Below are 20,278 nucleotides of genomic sequence, written 5' to 3' on the forward strand. Positions count from 1 at the left end.
GTTCGGCCGCCGTACACTCCCCTCACCCAGACCTGTCGTGCGGGGAATGCCTCGACCTGAACTGATCTGGATCGCCCTGGTCGTGGTCACGCTGCTGCTGGTTCAGCCGGGCCCATCCCTGGCGACGTCCCAGGAGTGTCCGGCGGACATGGTGGCGATCCCCGCCGGCCGCTTCCGGATCGGCGCCGCCGGGCGCTTGCCGGAGGAAGCGGAGGCCACGGTGCGCTTGCGGCCCTTCTGCCTGGGGCGCACGGAGGTGACCAACCGGGAGTTCGCCTCGTTCGTGGAGGCCACGGGCTACACGACCCAGGCGGAGCAGCCTCTCAGCACCGAGCAGTTCCCAGGCCTCTCCGCCGCCGAGCGTCGCCCGGGTTCGGTCGTGTTCCGCCCCCCCTCCCCAGGGGAGCCGGTGCAGGAGCTGAGCTGGTGGCACTGGATGCCCGGAGCCGACTGGCGCCATCCGGAAGGGCCCGGCAGCGCCATCGACGAGCGGCTGGATCACCCGGTGGTCCAGGTGTCAGTGGCGGATGTCCAGGCCTACGCCGCCTGGGCCGGGGCGGCCTTGCCCAGCGAGGCCCAGTGGGAGTTCGCCGCCCGTGGCGGCCTCAAGGATCAGGTCTTCAGCTGGGGCGACACCTGGAAGCCCGGCCTGGCCAACACCTGGCAGGGGACGTTCCCCGTGAACAACACGGCCGAGGACGGCTACCCGGGCACCGCCCCGGTGGGCCACTTCCCCGCCAACGGCTACGGCCTCTTCGACATGACGGGCAACGTCTGGGAGTGGACATCCGACTGGTATCAGAGCGGCCATGACCCGATCGACGGCCAGCAGGATCCACACCTGGAGGATCCCGCCGCCAGCAGCGATCCCCGCGAGCCGGGGGTGGCCAAGCACGTGATCAAGGGCGGCTCCTTCCTGTGCGCCCCCAACTACTGCAGCCGCTACCGGCCCGCCGCCCGGGAAGCGGAGAGCCCGGACACGGGCACCTCCCACATCGGCTTCCGCCTCGCTTCCCCGCTCCTCAACGCCTCCCTCTGACCCATGGCTGACGCCCCTCTGCACCGCCTGCGCATCGCCCTGGGCCCCCTTCGCTTCGGCTGGGGGCGCCGGGTGGCGGCCTTCTCGGCGGTCCTGCTGCTGGTGGGGTGGCAGCTGGGCTGGTCGCCCGCCGCCGCCCAGCGGATGGTGAGCGGGGTGCTGGGCAGTCCGGCCGCGAAGGCCACGATCGCCGGGAACCAGCTGCCGGCTCCCCCTCTGCCCTTCGGGGGTGTGATCAAGGAGAACGCCCTCGACTCCAAGCCCTGGTGGCCGCCCACCGTGGTGCCCCCGAAGGACGCACCGAACGTGCTGCTGATCATGACCGACGACGCCGGGTTCGCCGTCAACAGCGTGTTCGGTGGCGTGATTCCCACTCCGGCGATGGAGCGGATCGCCAGCCAGGGGCTCCGCTACAACCGCGTCATGTCCACGGCCCTGTGTTCGCCCACACGGGCGGCCCTGATCACCGGACGCAACCATCACTCTGTGGGCTTCGGGGTGATCGCCGAGCAGGCCACCGGCTTCCCTGGCTACGACAGCATCATCGGCGTCGAGAACGCCACCATCGGCCGGATCCTGCGCGACAACGGCTACGCCACCAGCTGGTTCGGCAAGGACCACAACACCCCCACCTACCAGGCCAGCCAGGCCGGGCCGTTCACCCAGTGGCCCACCGGCATGGGCTTCGATTACTTCTACGGATTCGTGGGTGGGGACGCCAACCAGTGGGGCCCGAACCTGTTCCGCAACACCACCCAGATCTACCCCTGGAAGGGCCAGGAAGGCAGCCTGAAGCTGGATCGCTCCGATCCGGCGGCGAAAGTGTGGCCCGTCACGGGTGAAGAGCCTTCCTGGAACCTGATCACCGCGATGGCCGACGACGCCATCGACTGGATGACCCGCATCCACCAGACCAACCCGGACCAGCCGGTCTTCCTGCACTACGTGCCGGGCTCCTCCCACGCCCCGCACCACCCCACCAAGGAATGGGTCGACAAGGTTCATGAGCTGCACCTGTTCGACGACGGCTACGAAAAGCTGCGCGAGCGGATCTTCGAGAACCAGAAGAAACTCGGGGTGATTCCGGCCGATGAGGAGCTCACCCCCTGGCCGGCCGACATCCTCACCCCCTGGGATCAGCTCAGTGAGGAGGCCAAAAAGCTCTACATCCGCCAGGTGGAAGTGTTCGCGGCCTTCGTGGCCTACAACGACCATGAGATCGGCCGGGTGATCCAGGCCTTCGACGATCTGGGCAAGCTGGACAACACGTTGATCGTCTACATCAACGGCGACAACGGCACCAGCGCCGAGGGAGGCCCGGAGGGCACCTTCAGCGAGGTGGCCTTCTTCAACGACGTGCGTCCGCCGGTGGATGTGCAGATGAAGTACTACGACGCCTGGGGCACGGAATTCGCCTACAACCACATGTCGGCGGGGTGGTCGTGGGCGTTCGACACCCCCTTCGACTGGTTCAAGCAGAACGCCTCCCGGCTGGGGGGCGTGAACCAGAACATGGTGATCTCCTGGCCCAAGCGGATCAAGGACAAGGGCGGCTTGCGCGATCAGTTTCTCCACGTGATCGATGTGCTGCCCACGATCCTGGAGGCCAGCGGGATCCCGGCTCCCCAGACGGTGGACGGCATCCAGCAGAAACCGATCGAAGGCACCAGCTTCCTTTACACCTTTGATCAGGCCAACGCCAAAGCCCCTTCGCGGCACACGACGCAGTACTTCGAGATGATGGGCCAGTGGGCTCTATATCACGATGGCTGGCTGTTGAGCACCAAGGTGGACCGGGCCCCCTGGGACGCCTTCGGGCCGGCGAATCCTGATCCGCTCAACAACCAGGTGTTCCAGCTCTACGACCTCTCCAAGAACTTCAACCAGTCGGAAGACATCGCCGCGCAGCATCCGGACAAGGTGGCGGAGCTGCGCAGGATGTTCGTGGAAGAGGCCAAGAAGCATCAGGTGTTCCCGCTCAACGCCTCGGTGGCCGCCAGGGTGGCCGCCGCGCGGCCCAGCCTCACTTCCGGGCTCGACGAGCTGGTGTACACCCGGCCGATGACCGGCGTGCCCCAGGGCGATGCGCCCTACCTGCTCAACGCCTCCTACACCCTCACCGCCGACATCACGGTTCCCCAGCAGGGTGCCGAGGGCATGATCGCCACCTCCGGCGGCCGCTTCGCCGGCTGGGGTTTCTACCTGCTCAAAGGGAAGCCGGTGTTCAACTGGAACCTGCTGAATCTGGACTGGGTGAAGTGGGAAGGCCCCGAGGCCCTCTCACCGGGCCGCCACAGGGTGGAGTTCGACTTCAAGTACGACGGCCTGGGGCTCGGCACCATCAAGTTCAACAGTTTTGCCGGTGTGGGCAAGGGCGGTACCGGAACCCTGAAGGTGGACGGCCAGGTGGTGGCCACCAAACGCATGGAGAAGACCATCCCGATCATCCTGCAGTGGGATGAGAGCTTCGACATCGGCTCCGACACCATCACCGGCATCGACGACAGCGATTATCTGCCTCCCTTCCCCCTCACCGCCAAACTCAACAAACTGACCATCAAGATCAATCGTCCGCAACTCTCTCCTCAAGACATCAAGAAGCTGGAAGCGGGCATGAAGACAGCTGCTCTCGGGATCCAATGACCCTGCATACGTTAATCTCTTGCCAGACTGACTGAAAGTCCCAGACGATCTGATGCCGCCACCGATCATTCCCCACCACTTCATGGTTCAGTTCGTCACCTCCATGGTGGCGTTGCTGAATCCCCTGGGCGATTTCGCCCTGTTCCTGGCCCTCACCCAGGGACGCAGCCGCGCCGAGCAGAAGAGCATCGGCAATCAGGCGGCTGTGGCGATCGGCGTGATCATGCTCACCTCCCTCTGGTTGGGCAGAGCCATTCTGGGCGGCATCGGTATCAGCATCGGCGCGTTCTCGATTGCGGGAGGCATTGTGCTGTTCGGCATCGGCCTTGGCATGTTGAACAGCAAATCCGGTGACTCCTCAAAGACAGAATCCAATCAGGACAACATCGATGCGGGTCGGATGAAAACCTCACCGGCGGTGGTTCCCCTGGCGATCCCGATCTCTGCCGGGCCTGGTGTGATCACGGCCCTGCTTGTGGCCTCCCACAGCAATGAGGCAGGGATTCCCGGCCTGCTGGCCCTGTCGGTCGCCAGTGTGGTGATGGCGGGGATGATGGCCGTGGTGTTCTGGTATGCCCCGGCCCTCGGCAGGCTGATGGGCCCCTCGGGTATGCAGATCACCACCCAAATCATGGGACTGATCGTTACGGCGATCGCCTCCCAGATGGTGCTGAATGGCTTGAAGAGCGCTGCTCCAATGTTCATCCCCCCGTCATAGGTGCAGCTCATGCACAGGCAAGCCCGGGTTGCGGGAAACAAGGCCCGTTGGATCCCATCGCTCCTCTCCGGCCTGCTGCTGCAGCTGGGTGCCACCCCCGTGCTGGCGGCCCAGCAGGTCACGTTCCGGCTGGGTGAACTGCAACGCTCGGTCCCCGTGGCCGACCTGTCCGATTTTGTGCGCACTGGAACGATCAGTAACAACATCTCCTTCCTGATTGATCCGCTCAAGCCGCGTGATCGTCAGGCGTTGCGTTTCGCCCTTAGCCATCCCTTCCCCACCACCAGCCTGGAAGTGGCCGACTTCCTGCAGACCCCCATGGGCGGTGTGGTGGTGCGCCAGTTCGCCAAACTGTTCGAACGGCCCCCTGCGGAAGTGGTGCCTGCCCTGTCGGGTGCCCTGATCCTCGGCGTCTCCTCCGGCAAAGGGTTGAGGCTGATGGATGTGCTGGAGAAGTATCCCCTCGAGAATCTGATCATCGGCGTGCCGAAGGTGATGAACCTGGCCCGCCGCCTCAGGGATCAATTCGATCTGCAGGAGCAGATTTTTCCGCGACTGGCCACGAAGGATCCTGCCAACCCTCTGCCCAGCCCCACCCTGAGCGGGTACGCCAAGCCAGGGGACCACCCCTACAGGCGGGAACGCTTCTCCTTCACCGGGCCGGACGGCAACACCATCGAGGTCATCGCCCTGGTGCCCACTCCGAAGCCCGCGGGAGCCGCACGGCCGCCCGGCTCGCCACAGCCTCCCGCCCCGCCCCTGATCGTGCTGGCCCCGGGGCTCAACACCGATTACAACGCCCTGCTCTACGTGGGCGAACACCTGGCCTCGCACGGGTATGGGGTGGCGGCAGTCAACTTTCCGGCCACCAGTGCCAACCGGGTGAAGGCCACGATCCAGGGACTCGCCAGCATCCCCGCTCCGAACGCCTGGTACCACCAACCCCTGGATGTGAGCTGGCTGATCGATCAGGTGGCCCGCCGGTTTCCCGGACGGATCGACACCAGCCGCGTCGGGGCGCTCGGCCAGTCGCTGGGGGGGTACACCGTGCTGGCGCTGGGGGGAGCACAACTGGACTGGCCCCACCTCGAGCGCGCCTGTGCCGTGATCAATGACCCCGCCGAGGTGGAGTTCAATCCGGCCATCCTCTGGCAGTGCCAGGCCCCGGGCCAGGTGGTGAAGCGCGCCAGCTTCGCCGATCCCCGCGTCAAGGCTGTGATCGCCGTGAATCCGGTGAGTACTCCGATCTTCACAGCCCCATCCATGCGCAAGCTGAAGGCTCCGGTCCTGATCGTCTCCGGCACCGCTGACATCTTCGCCCCCCCGATTTCGCAGCAACTGGTTCCCTACGCCAGCGTGGGGGCAACCGGCAGTGTGCTGGCCCTGTTTGACGCAGCCACCCATCTTTCCTTTCTGGATGGAAGCGGTCCACTGCCCGACTGGCTGATCGGACCCAAGCCAGAGAAGGCCCGGGAGGATCTCAAGGCGCTGTCGCTGGCATTCTTCGATCAGGAACTGCTGGGTGGGAACGCGATGCGAACCCTTCTGCCCTCGCAGGCCGCCCTGCAACGCACGGGCCAGCCGATGCAGTTTCTGCTCCGGCGTGAACTGCCCCCCTCGTTGATCCAGGGCATCGATCCCAACCTGGAGCTGGAAGCCGAACCCTCATCCTTCGGGCGATGAACCACGCTCCACGCTCTGCGTGCTGGAAAAGCAAGGATGAGCAGACTTTCCATGGTCTTCCACAGCGTCGTGGCGGCGCTCCGAACCATCGCCCCCGCCCACGAACCAGGGGAGAGAGCCGGGAGCGGCCAGGTGAGATCGAACCCCGCGCTGATGACTCCTTTGTTGATCCCTTCCGAGCCTCGCTGATGCCTCAACCCATCATTCCGCACCACTACATGATCCAGTTAGTCACCTCCATGGTGGCTTGCTGAATCCCCTGGCTGATTACCCCCTGTTCCTGGCTCTCGCCCAAGGACGCAGCCGGGCCGAACAGAAGAGCATCGGCACTCAGGCGGCAGTGGCGATCGGTGTGATCACGGCCCTGTTCTGGTGGCGGTTGCCCAGCCTCTTTGAGCGGCTCCGTCAAAACCGGCGATGGCCACAAAGGTTGAATGTTGTTTGTGCAGAATTCGGCCGGTGTGGAGATCGATGCCACCAAGGGACTTCTCACCTGGAGGAATGTTGCGCCGAGCACCCTGTTCTTCACCGACCGTCCCGCCAGGATGGCGGGCCACTGCCACACCAAGGAGGAGTTTCTGAAGCTCTGGTTTGAAGGACCCGACAGCTTCTCCCGCAATCCTCCCATCGCCACCCTTTCGATCCTGGAGCCCGGTAAGCCAGACCTGCTCAATGTGGTGGTGCAGTTGCGCAATCCGCGGCTCAACGGCAACAACCTCCTTTACGACATCAAGCTTGTCGAGGGTGTCCTGCCTGCGTCCGGTGATGCAGCTGTTCTGTTCATCGACGTGCTTGGTTTCTGGCGTCGCAATGTCCGTCGAGTCGCAATCGTGGGCACGTCCACGGCCATAGCCGCCTCCGCTGCGGTTTCCGCTTCGGAAGCCACAGCAGCTGAAGCCTCGGCCACTCCTCCTGCAGCGACCATGGTTCCGCCCCCAGCCCTGCCCAGAAGATCTCTCAGCTCAAGGCGATGTTGCAGGAGGACCTGATCACCCCGGCCCAGTACCGAAAAGCCTCCCAGGAGTTGCTGAACCAGTTCGTTCAGTGATCAGCCAAACGCCAGCCGATCGCAGGCTCCCGCCTGAGGGGGTGACGGAAGCTCCTCACTGGTCACCCTCGTTCCGGGCCTGACCCCGATCGCCAGGGTCAGCGTTTCTGCAACAACCCACCGATCCAGGCCTAACCGCTTCCACGACTACCGACCCCGCCCCGAGGATCTGGATACGTTGAAGGACCCTGGAGGCGGTGGATGCCACCGGAACGTTTCTTCCTGGAGCTTGATCCTCCCGAGGCTCTGATGCGGGACTGGCCCCACGTGGTGATCGTGGGCGGCGGCTTTGCTGGCCTCAAGGCCTGCCATGCCCTGGCCGGCAAGCCCGTACGGGTGACCCTGATCGACAAGCGCAACTTCAACCTCTTCCAGCCTCTCCTTTATCAAGTGGCCTCGGGGCTGGTGTCGGAGGCCGATGTGGCCTCTCCCCTGCGCCAGATGGTGGGCCAGGCCCCGAACATCCAGGTCTTGCTGGGGGAGGTGGTCGATATCGACCCGCAGGCGAAGCAGGTGGCGTTCAACGACCACAGCTATGGCTACGACCACCTGATCCTGGCAAGCGGCTCCGGCAGCACCTACTTCGGTCACGAGGAATGGCGGCCCCTGGCGCCGCCGATGAAGATTCTCGAGCACGCCGATGAGATCCGCCGCCGGTTGCTGATGGCTCTCGAGGAGGCCGAGCAGACCCGCGACCCCGAGCGCCGTGGCTTCCTCCAGACCGTGGTGGTGGTGGGCGCAGGCCCGGCGGGCTGTGAGCTGGCGGGCTCCCTGATCGAGCTGATGCACCGCGCCATCCGCTGTGATTTCAAGCAGCTTCAGCACGACCGCTGCAAGGTGGTCCTGGTGGATGCGGTGGAGCGGGTGCTGCCCACCATGCACCCAAATCTCTCGACCGCCGCGGCCACTCACCTCCAGGGCGCCGGTGTGACCCTGATGATGCGCTCGATGGTGAAGGGCATAGCCCCCGGCCGGGTGTCGCTGGAGGGCACCGATGGCCCCCAGGAGCTGCAGGCCGCCACCATCTGCTGGACCGCTGGCGTGCGGGCCTCCCGGCTCGGCGCCCTGCTGGCTGAACGCACCGGCTGCCCGGTTGATCGTGGCGGGCGGCTGCTGGTGGAGCCCGACTTTTCGGTGCCGGGCCATCCCGACATCCATGCCATCGGTGACCTCTGCGCCTACCTTCACACCAGCGACGGAAAGTCCCTGCCCGGCATGGCCGGACCGGCGGTGCAGATGGGCGGTTGGGTGGCGGCCCACATCCTGGCCCGCAGGGGCGGCAGCTCGGTGGCGCCCTTCCGCTTCACCGACCTGGGCAGCATGGCCGTGATCGGCCCCTGGTACGCCGTTGCCGATCTGCGGGGTCTTCATGTCACGGGGCTGGCGGGCTGGGTGCTCTGGGCCCTGGCGCATCTGGCCTTCATCCCCGACACGGAGAACCGCATCACCCTGTTCACTAAGTGGATGTGGCAGATCGCCACCCGCCAGCGCACGGCCCTGCTGATCACGGGCCGGCCTGATCAGCACCTGGGCGTGGACGTCGGGCTTTTCCGGGCCCAGCTCCACCCCGAGGCCGACGCCACGGCCTCGCAGCAGGAGTCAGAGCCCCTGGCGGCCTAGGTGATTCCTGCGCATGGTCTCCGCTCAACCCTGGTGTTGTGACCTCAGAGCTTGCCCTGGGGGCCCCGTCCTTCGGCGCCGGCATAGAGGGCCTGGCTGCCCAGTTCGTCCTCGATGCGCAGCAGCCGGTTGTACTTGGCCACCCGCTCGCTGCGGCTGAGGGAGCCCGTCTTGATCTGGCCGGCGCGGGTGGCCACCGCCAGGTCGGCGATGGTGGTGTCCTCGGTTTCGCCGCTGCGGTGGCTGATCACGCTGGTGTAGCCGGCACGGCCGGCCAGATCAATCGCCTGCAGGGTTTCCGTGAGGGAGCCGATCTGGTTCACCTTGATCAGGATCGAGTTGGCGGTGCCGGCGTCGATCCCCCGCTGCAGGCGGCTGGTGTTGGTCACGAACAGGTCGTCGCCCACGAGCTGGAGCCGGCTGCCCATGCGCTCGGTCATCAGCGCCCAGCCCTCCCAGTCGTCTTCGGCGAGGCCATCCTCGATCGAGACGATCGGATAGCGGCTCACCAGCGCATCGAGCTGATCCACCATCTCGGCAGAGCTGTAGCTGCCGCCACCGAAGGCGTAGCGACCATCGGCATAGAACTCGGTGCTGGCCACATCGAGAGCCAGGGAAATCTCCTCGCCGGGCTTGTAGCCGGCCTTCTCGATCGCCGCCACCAGCAGGGCGCCGGCCGCATCGTTGCTCTCCAGGTTGGGGGCAAAGCCGCCCTCATCACCCACGGCGGTGGAGAGGCCCTGGTCGCTCAGCAGCCCCTTGAGCACGTGAAACACCTCGGTGCCCATCCGCAGGGCCTCGCGGAAGCTGGGGGCGCCGTGGGGCACCAGCATGAATTCCTGGAAATCCAGGTTGTTGGCGGCGTGGGCCCCACCGTTGATCACGTTCATCAGCGGCACCGGCAGCAGGGTGGCCATCGGTCCGCCCAGGTAGCGGTAGAGGGGCAGCCCCACCCCATCGGCGGCCGCCCGCGCCACCGCCAGGCTCACGGCCAGGATGGCGTTGGCCCCAAGGGCTGATTTGTTGTCGCTGCCGTCGAGCTCGATCATCGTGGTGTCGACGGCCACCTGCTCGATGGCGGTGAGGCCGCAGAGAACCGGGGCGATCTTCTCCTCGATGTTGGCCACCGCCTGAAGCACCCCCTTGCCGGCGTAGCGGCTGCCGCCATCGCGCAGCTCATGGGCCTCATGGGCGCCGGTGCTGGCGCCGCTGGGCACGATGGCGTGGCCCTGGGCGCCCCCTTCCAGTCGCACTTCCGCTTCCACCGTGGGGGTGCCGCGGGAGTCGAGCACCTCCCGAGCCACGATGGAATCGATCACGAGGTCGAGGGAGTCGAACACGAAAACTGCAGGCAGTCAGGGCTTGGGGGGATCCTATGGGTCGCCCCGGGGCATCCTGTTGTGACGCTCGGTACCGACTGGTGAGTCGCCGACTCCAGTCCTGACGCCAGAATCGGGGTTCAATCCCCTGCCGATGGCGATGCGTCTGCTGCACACCATGCTCCGGGTCGGCGATCTGGAGCGTTCCCTCGCCTTCTACACAGAGGTGCTCGGCATGCGTCTGCTGCGGCGCCGCGAGTATCCCTCCGGACGCTTCACCCTGGCTTTCCTCGGCTACGGCGAGGAAAGCGACAGCACCGTGATCGAGCTCACCCACAACTGGGACACCACGTCCTATGAGATCGGCACGGGTTATGGCCACATCGCCATCGGTGTCGACGACATTGCTGGCACCTGTGATGCCATCGCCGGCAAGGGGGGACGGGTGGTGCGCCCACCGGGGCCGATGAAGCACGGCAGCACCGTGATCGCCTTTGTGGAGGACCCGGACGGATACAAGGTGGAGCTGATCCAGCTTGCCCCGAGGGTCGATGCAGCAGCCTGAGCGTTTCGATACCAGCGCGGTCGCGGCCGCCGGCGGCGACACGCCGCGGGGCAGCCTCACCAGCGAGCCCGACCTCTTCAGTGAGGCCGCCTGGGACCTGCTGCTGGCCTCCCAGGACCAGGCCCGCCGCTGGCGTCATGACCAGATGGATGTGGAGCACCTGCTCCAGGCGCTTCTGCAGGATTCACGCTTCGCGGCCTGGGTGGATCCCTTGTCGATCGAACGTGAGCGCCTGCTCGATCGTCTGGAGGGCTTCTGCGCCGAGCAGCCCTCGTCGCCCGGCGACGACCTCTACATCGGTGATGCCCTCGAAGACCTGCTGGAGGAGGCCGATCGCCGCCGCTCCAGCTGGGGTTCGCGCCTGCTCGATATTCCCCATCTCCTGCTGGCTCTGCTGGATGAACCCCGCCTGGGGGCGGCGCTGCTGGCGGAGGAGGGGCTGAGCGAGCCGGAATTGCTGCGCCAGCTGCGGCCCGCCGCGGCCCCCGTCACCAGACCGGCCGGCGTCCGAACAGATCCTGTGGCCGGGTCCGGGCGCCCCCGCCGTTTCGCAGCGCCTCCGGCCCCAGCCGACGACTGGATCGACAGCCCTACCCGGGAGCCCGCCGTGGTGCCGCCGCTGACCGCCCCCGCGGCAGCAGCCCCCGTGCCACGTCCCATCAGGCCTGTCCGTGCCCCTGATCAGGAGCTGACACTGGAGGCTGAGGCGGGCGAGCCCAGCGCCCTGGAGCAGTACGGCCGCGACCTCACCGCAGCCGCCCGTGCTGGCCTGCTTGATCCGGTGATCGGCCGCGACACCGAGATCCGCCGGTTGATCCAGGTGCTCTCCCGCCGCGGCAAGAACAATCCGGTGCTGATTGGGGAGCCCGGCGTCGGTAAGACGGCCATCGCCGAGCGCCTGGCCCAGCGCATCGCCAGCGGCGAAGTGCCCGACTCCCTCAAAGGCCTGCGCCTGATCGCCCTCGACCTCGGTGCCCTGATCGCTGGCGCCAAGTTCCGCGGTCAGTTCGAGGAACGCCTGCGCAGCGTGCTGGCTGAGGTGAAGGAGCCTGAGGCGGGCCGCGGCGCCGCGGCAGTCGCCAGCAGCGATGCCGGGGTGGTGCTGTTCATCGATGAGCTGCACACCGTCGTGAGCACCGACCGCTCCAGTGCTGATGCCGGAAGCATCCTCAAGCCGGCCCTGGCCAGGGGGGAGCTGCGCTGCATCGGGGCCACCACCCCGGAGGACTACCGCCGCACGGTGGAGAAGGATCCTGCCCTCAACCGCCGCTTTCAGCAGGTGGTGATCCGTGAACCCAGCAAGGAGGTGAGCCTCGAGATCCTGCGCGGCCTCAAGGAGCGCTATGAGCTCCACCACGGCGTCACCATCACCGATGGGGCCCTGCAGGCGGCAGTGCGTCTGGCTGAGCGCTACATCGCCGACCGCTGCCTGCCCGACAAGGCGATCGATCTGATCGATGAGGCCGCCGCCCAGCTGCGCATGGAGGTCACCTCCAAGCCCCAAGTGGTGGAGGCCGCTGAACTCGACCTGCGCCGGATCGAACTGGCTCTGCTCGGGGCTGAGGCGGCCTCCCAGGACGAGCGGGTGGCCCTGCAGGAGCAACGGCGCAGCGCCCTGGAGCACCTGCAGGATCTGCAGCGGCGCTGGCAGGCGGAGCGCGACCAACTGGCGGAGCTGAGGGAGCTGCTTCAGCAGGACGACGAGCTGCGGCTGGCGATCGCCGAGGCCGAGCGTGACGGCGAGTTCGAGGAGGCGGCCCGCCTGCAGGTGGATCAGCTGCAGCTGGTGCAGCAGCGCCGCGCCGCCCTGGAGGAGGAACTTCTCGACGATCAGCGCGGCGGTCTCTCCCTGCTGCGCGAGCAGGTGGAGGAGGGCGACATCGCCGATGTGGTGGCCCGTTGGACCGGCATTCCGATCCAGCGTCTGCTGGCTGGGGAGCGTCAGAAGCTGCTGGAGCTGGAGCAGCGGCTGGCGGAGCGGGTGATCGGCCAGCCCGAGGCGGTGGCGGCGGTGGCCGCCTCGATCCGGCGGGCCCGGGCCGGCATGCAGGACCCGCGCCGACCCGTGGGCTCCTTCCTTTTCCTGGGCCCCACGGGCGTGGGCAAGACTGAGCTGGCCAAGGCCCTGGCCGCGGCCCTCTTTGATGAGGAGGACGCCCTGGTGCGGCTCGACATGAGCGAATTCATGGAGCGCAACGCCGTGGCCCGGCTGGTGGGAGCGCCCCCCGGCTATGTGGGCTACGAGGAGGGCGGCCAGCTCACCGAGGCCGTGCGTCGCCGCCCCTACGCGGTGCTGCTGCTCGATGAGGTTGAGAAGGCCCACCCCGAGGTGTTCAACCTGCTCCTGCAGGTGCTTGACGACGGCCGCCTGACGGATTCCCAGGGCCGCACGGTCGATTTCCGCCACACCGTGGTGGTGATGACCAGCAACCTGGCCAGCCGGGCCATCCTCGAGAGTGCTCGCAGCGGCGACGACTCTGGCCTGGAGGCGGCGGTTGAGCGTGCCCTGGCCGGGCAGTTCCGGCCGGAGTTCCTCAACCGCATCGACGAGGTGATCCGCTTCCGGCCCCTGGCGCAGAGCGACCTGCAACGCATCGTGCGCCTGCAGGTGGCGGAACTGGCGGCGCTGCTGAAGGAGCAGCGGCTGGAGCTGGAGATCGATGAGGCCGTGGTGAGCCGCCTGGCGGAGCTGGGCTATGAGCCGGAATTCGGCGCCCGGCCCCTGCGCCGGGTGCTGCGCCGCCGCATCGAAAATCCCCTGGCCACAGAGTTGCTGGAGGACCACTTCCGCGCGGCCCGCGGCGTGCGTGTGTGTCTCGGCGATCCCACCGGCCCGGATGGAGCCGACACTCTGCGCTTCCTGCCCCTTGAGTAACCGCTGAAAGGGTGTCCGGTAGGGTGTTCGTTTGCCGGTACGCCTTGCCGTCCGGTGCGCCAGCGCCCGTGGATTCTCCCAGCCGCACCACCACCTCCGACGACATCTCTGAGCAGGAGGTCAAGCCTGCCCAGCCTGCTGGTGTCGGTGGTTTCGTCTCCTCCACCCTGGAGGAGCTGCGCAAGGTGGTGTGGCCCAGCCGTCAGCAGCTCTTCAGCGAGTCGGTGGCGGTGATCCTGATGGTGAGCCTCTCGGCCGCCACCATCGCTGCCGTCGATCGCTTTTACAGCTGGGCTTCCTCCCAGGTCTTTCCCTGAGGCGCCGGCGGCTCCTCAGCCCTCTCTGTCCCGTTCGTTCTGAGCACGCACTCCTCCGTCCCCGTGTCCGAAGCCGATCTCGTCACCGCAGCCAGCCCCGACGGCGCCCCTGAGGACGCCGCCACCGTTGACGTGCTCGCCCTCGAGGCCCCCCCACCGGCGGAGCGCGAAGGCAAGCCGATGGTGGCCCGCTGGTATGCCGTGCAGGTGGCTTCCAGTTGTGAGAAGAAAGTGAAGGCCACCCTGGAGCAGCGCGCCATCACCCTGGGCGTCGACAGCCGCATCCTGGAGATCGAGATCCCCCAGACCCCGGCGGTGAAGCTCAAGAAAGACGGCAGCCGCCAGGCCGCCGAGGAGAAGGTCTTCCCCGGCTATGTGCTGGTGCGAATGATGCTTGATGAAGACACGATGATGGCGGTGCGGAGCACCCCCAACGTGATCAACTTCGTGGGCCAGGAGGAGCGCCGCTCCACCGGCCGGGCCCGTGGTCACATCAAGCCCAGGCCCCTCAGCCGCCAGGAGGTCGACCGGATCTTCAAGCGCGCCGCCGAGAAGAAGCCCGTCGTCAAGGTCGATCTGGCCGAGGGCGATCAGATCCTGGTCACGGCTGGTCCGTTCAAGGACTTCCAGGGCGAGGTGATTGAGGTGTCGGGCGAGCGCAGCAAGCTCAAGGCCCTGCTCTCGATCTTCGGCCGGGAAACCCCGGTGGAACTCGAATTCGCCCAGATCAGCAAGCAAAGCTGATGCTCACGGGGCCGCCTCCCTGCGGAGGGCGGCCCAACCCGGCGGCACCGTTCTGGCGCCGCCGCCCAACGCCTCGACCCAAGGGTCAGGCGATCCGCAGCGCTTCCCTCCGTAGACCAGCCGATGGCCAAAAAAGTCGTTGCCGTAATCAAGCTGGCGCTCAATGCCGGCAAAGCCAACCCCGCACCACCGGTGGGTCCTGCCCTCGGCCAGCACGGGGTCAACATCATGGCGTTCTGCAAGGAGTACAACGCCCGCACCCAGGACAAGGCCGGCTATGTGATTCCGGTGGAGATCTCGGTCTTCGAAGACCGCAGCTTCACCTTCATCACCAAGACCCCGCCGGCTTCGGTGCTGATCACCAAGGCCGCTGGTATCGACAAGGGTGCCGCCACCTCGGCCAAGGGCCGTGTGGGCGCCATCAGCCGTGCCCAGCTCCAGGAGATCGCCAGCACCAAGCTGCCCGACCTCAACTGCTCCAGTCTGGAGTCGGCCATGCGCATCATCGAAGGCACCGCCCGCAACATGGGCGTCGCCATCAGCGACTGATCACGCAGGAGCCCAGCTCCGTTACTCCCGCTTCAACCACCTTTCACCCCACCCGGGGGAGACAGTCACCGCCGGCCCCGGCCCAGCCCTGGCCACCGACAGCCTGTCGCCTGAACCCCGCCGAAACCCATGCCCAGACAATCCAAGCGTTTCACCGCCCTGCTCGAGACGATCGAGGATCGCGAGTACACCCCGCTCGAGGCCCTCGAGCTGGTGAAGGCCAACGCCAACGCCAAGTTCGATGAAACGATCGAAGCCCATGCGCGCCTCGGCATCGATCCCAAGTACACCGACCAGCAGCTGCGCACCACCGTCGCCCTGCCCAAGGGCACCGGCCAGACCATTCGCATCGCCGTGATCGCCCGTGGCGAGAAGGTGGCCGAAGCCAAGGCGGCCGGCGCCGACCTCGCCGGTGACGACGAGCTGGTGGAGGCCATCGCCGGCGGTCAGATCGACTTCGACCTGCTGATCGCCACGCCGGACATGATGCCGAAGGTGGCCAAGCTGGGTCGAGTGCTCGGTCCCCGCGGTCTGATGCCGAACCCGAAGGCCGGCACCGTGGCCACCGATCTGGCAGGGGCCATCAACGAATTCAAGGCGGGGAAACTGGAATTCCGTGCCGATCGCACCGGCATCGTGCACGTTCGATTCGGCAAGGCCAGCTTCTCATTGGACGACCTGCTGGAGAACCTCAAGGCTCTGCAGGAAACGATCGACCGCCAGAAGCCCAGTGGTGCCAAGGGCCGCTACTGGCGGAGTCTCTACCTCACCTCCACCATGGGCCCTTCCGTCTCGGTCGACGTCACAGCCCTGCAGGACATCAAGCTGGACGGCTGAGCGCACGGTGCGGGGTAATTTTCCGCCCTGCCGTGTAGGCTGATTGATCGGGCACGCGCCCGGCCCAAGACAGCAGGTCAGTGCTGCGGCTTCAGGCTCCCCGCTTCGGTGGGTCATCCGGTGTCCGCAGTTCCGTAAACCCTGCCGAGGTGCACGCGACTTTTTTCCGGTTCGGCTTGTCCGGGCGGATCACCGTTCAGCGGCCTCGAGGCATCCCGCCGGTTCACCCCGGCTGTGGAGCCGGCGGCCGCGTCCCGGCTTGTTCCCCCAACTCCGTACCAAATCCATGGGCCGCACGCTGGAGAGCAAGCAACAGATCATCGAAGAGCTCAAGGGGCTCCTCGGTGAGGCCGAAATGGCGCTGGTCCTTGATTACAAGGGCTTGTCCATCAAAGAGATGTCTGACCTGCGGACTCGTCTGCAGGCCAACAGCGGCATTTGCAAGGTGACCAAGAACACCTTGATGCGCCGTGCCATTGATGGAAACAGCGCCTGGTCGGAACTCGACTCCTTGCTCACCGGCACCAACGCCTTCGTCCTGATCAAGGGCGATGTCGGTGGTGCCGTCAAGGCCGTTCAGTCCTTCCAGAAGGACACCAAGAAGTCGGATGTGAAAGGAGGCCTCTACGAAGGCAAACTTCTTTCCCAGAACGACATCAAGGCCATTGCCGAGCTGCCCTCCAAGGAGGTGCTCATCGCCCAGATCGCCGGTGCGATCAATGCGGTGGCCACCAAGCTGGCTGTTGGCATCAACGAAGTTCCCTCCGGTCTCGCCCGGGCCCTCCAGCAGCACGCCGACAGCGGCGACGCCAGCTGAGCCCAGCGAAATCCACCGGCTCTGCCGGTTCAATTTTTCACAGATCTGTTGCTGATTCTCAACCATGACCACCAAAACTGACGACATTCTCGAGTCACTGAAGACCCTCTCCCTGCTGGAAGCTTCCGAGCTTGTCAAGCAGATTGAAGAGGCCTTCGGTGTGTCCGCCGCCGCTTCCGCTGGCGTCGTGATGGCCGCCGCGCCTGCCGCTGCCGCTGAGGCTGCCGAAGAGCAGACCGAGTTCGATGTGATCCTCGAGAGCTTCGACGCCGCCGCCAAGATCAAGGTGCTCAAGGCCGTCCGCGAGGCCACCGGCCTCGGTCTGGGCGAAGCCAAGGCCCTGGTCGAGGCAGCCCCCAAGGCCGTCAAGGAAGGCATCGCCAAAGGCGATGCCGAGGCTCTCAAGAAGTCGATTGAAGAAGTGGGCGGCAAGGTCACCATCAAGTGATCAGCCCCGGCGGAGGTTTGTCCTCCGCCAACTTCATCGACCAAAGCCGGCCTCTCGGGGCCGGCTTTTTGCTGGCTTGAAACGGCCAAAAAAAAAGCCCGCCGAAGGCAGGCTTTTGAGGTGGAACGATGCCGGGAGTCTGTCCTCGTTTCGACCCCAGGAGAGCGTTCTGCACTCCTCACACAAGAAAAGTGTATGGGCTGGATCCGTTAGGTGCCAGCGCCAAGGGCCGCTGTGTTCACTGTCACTCCCGGAAGGGGATCACCTGCAGAGCGATCGGACCGGTCTCCAGCTCGCCACCTCGGGCCATGCTCCCGAGGACACGTCCCAGGCTGCCCGGCCCCTCGCTGCTGATGGGCTGAGCCTTTTCGAGGCTGCCCCCGCCGGCCTGGGCGATCAGCTGCTCCAAGGGGCTGCTGGCGGCGAAATAGATGTGGTTCAGGGTTTGCTGGCCGAAGACGCGGCGGTTCAGCTGCCAGTCGCTCTCGAGTTTGATCGGAACAAATCCCTCAGGGTCACGGCGGCTCACCTCGCCCCGTCCCACCAGCAGCAGGGTGGTGTCCGCCGGGCTCATGGCCTGCAACTGAAGCTCATTGCCCACCTGGCTGAGGCGAAGGCGGTAGCGGCTGGCCAGGTCCTGGCCAGCCACCCGCAGGGAATAGGCGTTGCTGCCGGCGTAACTGGTGCAGATCCCCTTGGAGTCGAAGCGGTTCATCGAGGCATCCACCAGGCCGTCGGGCCGGGCCTGCCAGCAGGGCTGGCCGTTGGCGGTCTGCTCGATCAGCACCAGCGACCAGTCGGCGAAGCCGACCGGCTTGGCCAGCACCGCAAACTGCGACGCCTCCACAGGCTGGCTGTCGAACACTCCGGCGGCCTCCGCCAGGGGCGTTGTGACGGCCTGGAGCGTGGTGGCTGCCAGGCCAGCCCCTGCAAGGGCCAGGTAGGTTCGCTGCATGGTGGATTTCCTGCGTCCCAACATCGTCGCCACGGTCTACGGCACCACTGTCTACCGAACAATGGCCGGGTTGCCCAGTGGCTGCTGAGCCGGTGCGGGTGGTGGCGGCTGCCTGTGATGGCGCCTGCCGCGGCAATCCGGGCCCGGGGGGCTGGGGCTGCCTGCTGCGTTTCGAGGACGGCAGCGTGCGCGAGCTGGGGGGTGCGGCCGCGGCGACCACCAACAACCGCATGGAGCTCACCGCTGCCCTGGCCCTGATGGAGGAGTTGCGGCAGCTGCCCCTTCACCCCGATCTGCGCCTGCGCACCGACAGCCGCTACTTGATCGATGGACTGACCAAGTGGATGCCGGGCTGGAAGCGCAAGGGCTGGCGCACCGCCTCCGGCGGACCTGTGCTCAACCGCGACCTCTGGGAGGAGCTGGACCGGGCACGCCTGCCGGGGTTGAGCCTGGCCCATGTGAAAGGGCACAGCGGTGATCCCGATAACGACCGCTGCGATGAGATCGCCGTGGCCTTCTCCCGCGGCGGCTCCCCTGATCTGGCCCAGGGACCCGGGTCTGGCAGCCCTCGGAGCGCTCCTGAGCCAGCCCAGCCTGAGGAGGAGGATGCGCTCGATCAGCCGGCTCCCGCGGCTCTGGGCCAGCTGCTCACCCGCCTTGAGGTGGCTGACCGCCTCGCCAGCGGCGGTTACGCCCTCACGGCCGCCGAACTGGCCCGCCTCGTGGAGCAGCCCCTGGCCCGTCTGCAGGAGCGGCAGGCCCCCTGGATCTGGCGCGACTGGCGGGTGAGTCCCACCAGCGAGGGCCGCTGGCGGCTGGAGCGCGCCGAGCCCGTCCTGCAGGAGTTCCCATGATTCTGGAGCGACCAGAGCGCGCCTCCTCAGGCGCCACGGCCGGCACCAGCACGGGTTCGCTCTACCGCCGCTGGGTGGGCCCGCTGCTCGCGAGGGATGAGGGGGCCGATGCCGAGCAGCTCAGCAGCCTCACTCTCGCCGCCCTGGCCCAGGCCTCCCTGCGCCGCGACTGGCCCCTGGTGTCGGGCAGCCTGGCGGGCCTCGGGGCCGAGCTGCAACGGCGTGACCATCGCCTCGAGCAGACCCTCTTCGGTTGCCGCTTCGCCAATCCGGTGGGCCTGGCTGCGGGTTTCGACAAGAACGCGGTGGCGGCGGGAATCTGGCACCTGTTCGGGTTCGGCTTCGCTGAGCTGGGCACGATCACCTGGCACCCTCAGCCGGGCAATCCGCGGCCGCGGCTGTTCCGCCTGGCCCAGGAGCGGGCCGCGCTCAACCGTATGGGTTTCAACAACGACGGCGCCCAGGCCGTCAAGCGCAACCTGGAGCGCCAGCACCTGCCCCCGCCGGGCCAGCGGCCTGCGGTGCTGGGCCTCAATCTGGGCAAGTCGAAGATCACCTCCCTGGAGCTGGCCCCCGACGACTACGCCTCCTCCCTGGAGCTGCTCTCGCCGCTGGCCGACTACGTGGTCATCAATGTCAGTTCACCCAATACCCCCGGTCTGCGCGACCTGCAGGATGCGGTGCAGCTGCGACGGCTGGTGGAGCGGCTGCGGCGCCTGTCGGCCTGCCCGCCGCTGCTGGTCAAGATCGCCCCCGACCTCGAAGACGACGCCATCGACACGATTGCCCGTCTGGCCTACGAGGAGGGCCTTGCCGGGGTGATCGCCGTGAACACCAGCGTCAACCGGCTGGGCCTGGAGAACCGTCGCCTGCCCCAGACCGGGAGGACGCTTGCGGAGGAGGCAGGGGGGCTCAGCGGAGTCCCCCTGCGCGGCCGTGCTCTGGAGGTGATCCGGCGCCTGCGGGCCACGGCCGGTCCAGCCCTGCCGCTGATCGGCGTGGGTGGAATTGATTCCCCTGAGGCCGCCTGGGAGCGGATCACGGCCGGAGCTTCGCTGATTCAGCTCTACACGGGCTGGATTTACCAGGGTCCGGGCCTGGTGCCGGCGATTCTCGAGGGCCTCGGCGATCAGCTGGACCGTCATGGCTGCAGCCATCTCAGTGAGGTGGTGGGCAGTGGTCTGCCCTGGCGCTGAGCGCTGGTCCAGTCCGCTCTGCAGGCGTGTGGTCGCGTGAGATGCGTAATC

At 66.7% G+C, this 20,278-nt stretch carries 18 protein-coding genes; 16 read left to right on the top strand and 2 right to left on the bottom strand.

Annotation, left to right across the window (positions count from 1 at the left end):
• Positions 1-46 precede the first annotated feature (46 nt).
• The 6 genes from WH5701_RS14325 (at position 47) to WH5701_RS14355 (ending at position 8,751) form a co-directional block, all read left to right on the top strand.
• Positions 47-1,039, top strand: a complete 993-nt coding sequence (locus WH5701_RS14325; RefSeq protein WP_006173218.1) for a formylglycine-generating enzyme family protein — start codon at positions 47-49, stop codon at positions 1,037-1,039.
• 3 nt (positions 1,040-1,042) lie between these two features.
• A complete protein-coding gene (locus tag WH5701_RS14330; RefSeq protein WP_006173219.1) occupies positions 1,043-3,682 on the top strand; it encodes an arylsulfatase in 2,640 nt (879 codons plus the stop codon).
• Between the two features lie 52 nt (positions 3,683-3,734).
• Positions 3,735-4,400 (top strand): MarC family protein, encoded by a 666-nt coding sequence (locus WH5701_RS14335; RefSeq protein WP_006173220.1) that lies wholly within the window; start codon positions 3,735-3,737, stop codon positions 4,398-4,400.
• Between the two features lie 9 nt (positions 4,401-4,409).
• A complete protein-coding gene (locus tag WH5701_RS14340; protein WP_156776772.1) occupies positions 4,410-6,083 on the top strand; it encodes an alpha/beta hydrolase in 1,674 nt (557 codons plus the stop codon).
• Positions 6,084-6,526: 443 nt separating this feature from the next.
• Positions 6,527-7,072, top strand: a complete 546-nt coding sequence (locus tag WH5701_RS15895) for a hypothetical protein (RefSeq protein ID WP_232201944.1) — start codon at positions 6,527-6,529, stop codon at positions 7,070-7,072.
• 260 nt (positions 7,073-7,332) lie between these two features.
• Positions 7,333-8,751 (top strand): NAD(P)/FAD-dependent oxidoreductase, encoded by a 1,419-nt coding sequence (locus WH5701_RS14355; RefSeq protein WP_006173225.1) that lies wholly within the window; start codon positions 7,333-7,335, stop codon positions 8,749-8,751.
• 44 nt (positions 8,752-8,795) lie between these two features.
• Here WH5701_RS14355 and eno read toward each other — a convergent pair whose 3' ends face one another.
• Positions 8,796-10,091, bottom strand: coding sequence for a phosphopyruvate hydratase (gene eno / locus WH5701_RS14360; protein WP_006173226.1), 1,296 nt, complete (start codon positions 10,089-10,091; stop codon positions 8,796-8,798).
• 139 nt (positions 10,092-10,230) lie between these two features.
• Between eno and gloA the strand changes: the two genes are divergently transcribed.
• From gloA to rplL, 8 genes are all read left to right on the top strand, one after another.
• Entirely contained in the window at positions 10,231-10,635 is a 405-nt protein-coding gene (gene gloA, locus WH5701_RS14365) for a lactoylglutathione lyase (RefSeq protein WP_006173227.1), read from the top strand.
• Positions 10,622-13,510, top strand: coding sequence for an ATP-dependent Clp protease ATP-binding subunit (locus tag WH5701_RS14370; protein WP_006173228.1), 2,889 nt, complete (start codon positions 10,622-10,624; stop codon positions 13,508-13,510). The genes gloA and WH5701_RS14370 overlap by 14 nt, the downstream gene beginning before the upstream one ends.
• Before the next feature lie 68 nt (positions 13,511-13,578).
• Positions 13,579-13,827, top strand: coding sequence for a preprotein translocase subunit SecE (gene secE, locus WH5701_RS14375; protein WP_006173229.1), 249 nt, complete (start codon positions 13,579-13,581; stop codon positions 13,825-13,827).
• Positions 13,828-13,890: 63 nt separating this feature from the next.
• Positions 13,891-14,571, top strand: coding sequence for a transcription termination/antitermination protein NusG (gene nusG / locus WH5701_RS14380; RefSeq protein WP_006173230.1), 681 nt, complete (start codon positions 13,891-13,893; stop codon positions 14,569-14,571).
• Positions 14,572-14,694: 123 nt separating this feature from the next.
• Positions 14,695-15,120 (top strand): 50S ribosomal protein L11, encoded by a 426-nt coding sequence (gene rplK / locus WH5701_RS14385; RefSeq protein WP_006173231.1) that lies wholly within the window; start codon positions 14,695-14,697, stop codon positions 15,118-15,120.
• 129 nt (positions 15,121-15,249) lie between these two features.
• The gene (gene rplA, locus WH5701_RS14390; protein ID WP_006173232.1) at positions 15,250-15,957 is read left to right on the top strand and encodes a 50S ribosomal protein L1; all 708 of its coding nucleotides are present in this window, start codon (positions 15,250-15,252) and stop codon (positions 15,955-15,957) included.
• A 286-nt stretch (positions 15,958-16,243) separates the two neighbouring features.
• On the top strand, positions 16,244-16,774 hold the full coding sequence (gene rplJ, locus WH5701_RS14395; RefSeq protein ID WP_006173233.1) for a 50S ribosomal protein L10: 531 nt from the start codon (positions 16,244-16,246) through the stop codon (positions 16,772-16,774).
• 64 nt (positions 16,775-16,838) lie between these two features.
• The gene (rplL, locus tag WH5701_RS14400; RefSeq protein ID WP_006173234.1) at positions 16,839-17,222 is read left to right on the top strand and encodes a 50S ribosomal protein L7/L12; all 384 of its coding nucleotides are present in this window, start codon (positions 16,839-16,841) and stop codon (positions 17,220-17,222) included.
• Between the two features lie 244 nt (positions 17,223-17,466).
• Here the strand turns inward: rplL and WH5701_RS14405 are convergent, their stop codons facing one another.
• Complete coding sequence (locus tag WH5701_RS14405) at positions 17,467-18,177, bottom strand: DUF3747 domain-containing protein (RefSeq protein ID WP_006173235.1); 711 nt, start codon at positions 18,175-18,177, stop codon at positions 17,467-17,469.
• A gap of 77 nt (positions 18,178-18,254) precedes the next feature.
• On the opposite strand from WH5701_RS14405, the gene WH5701_RS14410 reads away from it, so the two are divergent.
• Entirely contained in the window at positions 18,255-19,031 is a 777-nt protein-coding gene (locus tag WH5701_RS14410) for a ribonuclease H (RefSeq protein WP_006173236.1), read from the top strand.
• Positions 19,028-20,227 carry a quinone-dependent dihydroorotate dehydrogenase gene (locus tag WH5701_RS14415; RefSeq protein ID WP_006173237.1) on the top strand — a complete coding sequence of 400 codons (1,200 nt, stop codon included), beginning with the start codon at positions 19,028-19,030 and terminating at the stop codon, positions 20,225-20,227. The genes WH5701_RS14410 and WH5701_RS14415 overlap by 4 nt, the downstream gene beginning before the upstream one ends.
• Positions 20,228-20,278: the final 51 nt, after the last annotated feature.

The sequence above is a fragment of the Synechococcus sp. WH 5701 genome, assembly GCF_000153045.1.
Taxonomy (GTDB): domain Bacteria; phylum Cyanobacteriota; class Cyanobacteriia; order PCC-6307; family Cyanobiaceae; genus Regnicoccus_A; species Regnicoccus_A antarcticus.

What these genes read in the sequence shown, in the direction of transcription:
- WH5701_RS14325 (WP_006173218.1), top strand. Translation starts at nt 47, where the DNA reads ATGCCTCGACCTGAACTGATCTGGATCGCCCTGGTCGTGGTCACGCTG.
- WH5701_RS14330 (WP_006173219.1), top strand. Translation starts at nt 1,043, where the DNA reads ATGGCTGACGCCCCTCTGCACCGCCTGCGCATCGCCCTGGGCCCCCTT.
- WH5701_RS14335 (WP_006173220.1), top strand. Translation starts at nt 3,735, where the DNA reads ATGCCGCCACCGATCATTCCCCACCACTTCATGGTTCAGTTCGTCACC.
- WH5701_RS14340 (WP_156776772.1), top strand. Translation starts at nt 4,410, where the DNA reads ATGCACAGGCAAGCCCGGGTTGCGGGAAACAAGGCCCGTTGGATCCCA.
- WH5701_RS14355 (WP_006173225.1), top strand. Translation starts at nt 7,333, where the DNA reads ATGCCACCGGAACGTTTCTTCCTGGAGCTTGATCCTCCCGAGGCTCTG.
- gloA (WP_006173227.1), top strand. Translation starts at nt 10,231, where the DNA reads ATGCGTCTGCTGCACACCATGCTCCGGGTCGGCGATCTGGAGCGTTCC.
- WH5701_RS14370 (WP_006173228.1), top strand. Translation starts at nt 10,622, where the DNA reads ATGCAGCAGCCTGAGCGTTTCGATACCAGCGCGGTCGCGGCCGCCGGC.
- rplK (WP_006173231.1), top strand. Translation starts at nt 14,695, where the DNA reads ATGGCCAAAAAAGTCGTTGCCGTAATCAAGCTGGCGCTCAATGCCGGC.
- rplA (WP_006173232.1), top strand. Translation starts at nt 15,250, where the DNA reads ATGCCCAGACAATCCAAGCGTTTCACCGCCCTGCTCGAGACGATCGAG.
- rplJ (WP_006173233.1), top strand. Translation starts at nt 16,244, where the DNA reads ATGGGCCGCACGCTGGAGAGCAAGCAACAGATCATCGAAGAGCTCAAG.
- rplL (WP_006173234.1), top strand. Translation starts at nt 16,839, where the DNA reads ATGACCACCAAAACTGACGACATTCTCGAGTCACTGAAGACCCTCTCC.
- WH5701_RS14405 (WP_006173235.1), bottom strand. Translation starts at nt 18,177, where the DNA reads ATGCAGCGAACCTACCTGGCCCTTGCAGGGGCTGGCCTGGCAGCCACC.
- WH5701_RS14415 (WP_006173237.1), top strand. Translation starts at nt 19,028, where the DNA reads ATGATTCTGGAGCGACCAGAGCGCGCCTCCTCAGGCGCCACGGCCGGC.